This is a genomic window from Corynebacterium sp. HMSC074A01, assembly GCF_001831515.1.
Lineage (GTDB): Bacteria > Actinomycetota > Actinomycetes > Mycobacteriales > Mycobacteriaceae > Corynebacterium.
Genome location: NZ_KV825615.1, coordinates 16,138 through 16,913 on the forward strand (window position 1 = coordinate 16,138; position 776 = coordinate 16,913).

1 protein-coding gene is annotated in these 776 nt (G+C 66.0%); it reads right to left on the reverse strand.

The window, feature by feature from the left end; genetic code table 11:
* The coding region (locus tag HMPREF2550_RS12235; protein WP_070789822.1) for a hypothetical protein at positions 1–776 on the reverse strand (776 nt) is incomplete at both ends.

Below are 776 nucleotides of genomic sequence, written 5' to 3' on the forward strand. Positions count from 1 at the left end.
TGGTGCGCCTCGGAAAAATCCGCCGGCTGGTTACACCCCGCCCACGCGCAGGTGGCACCATCCGCGCTCATTAGCGCGCGCAGCTCCCGGGTCGCGTGGCGCTCAAATTTCACCGGATAGAGGTTAACCGGCCCGTCCGTGGCCGAGATCAGCGCGATGTACCCGGCTGTGTGCAGCTTCCGGTTGACCAGCTCGGCTCCGCGCAGCCACTCGCCGTTGGTCAGCTGGACTTCGATCTCGCCGTCTTTGCGCATGCGCCATTGGACGAAGTCGCCGATGTCCATGTTCAACACCGTGGTGATCGCCGCGTCGCCACCCGTGCGTGTGTCCTTCAGCCACGCCTGTGGGTCGTCTTTCGCCGCCCGGTACACCGGCAGCACATCAGTGGTGCGCCCGGTGATGTGGACTGTGGACCACCCTTTGTCGTGGAAGGTCACCGACGCTTTCGGCGCACGCGGCGCGGGCGGTTTCAGCTCCTTCTTCAAGGCTTTCGCGCGCTTGACCACGGTGCGCATGTCACCTTCAGTCTCACAAAGCTTCTGGCGATAGTGCCACCGGTCTTTATCGGAGTCCAGCGAGCGCGACGACCGTGCGATATACGCCAAGGTGTCCAGGCGGTGCCCGTTTTCCCGCGCCGCGGCAACACACGCCGCCTGTGCTTTCGCGTTGCGCACCGACCCGTAGAACACCTCGGCGGCGAGCGCGAGCTGTTCGGCGCGGTCGCGGTCCATGCCACGGGCGACCAGCTCGGAGACGCTCGCCGAAGCCGCGTCGGC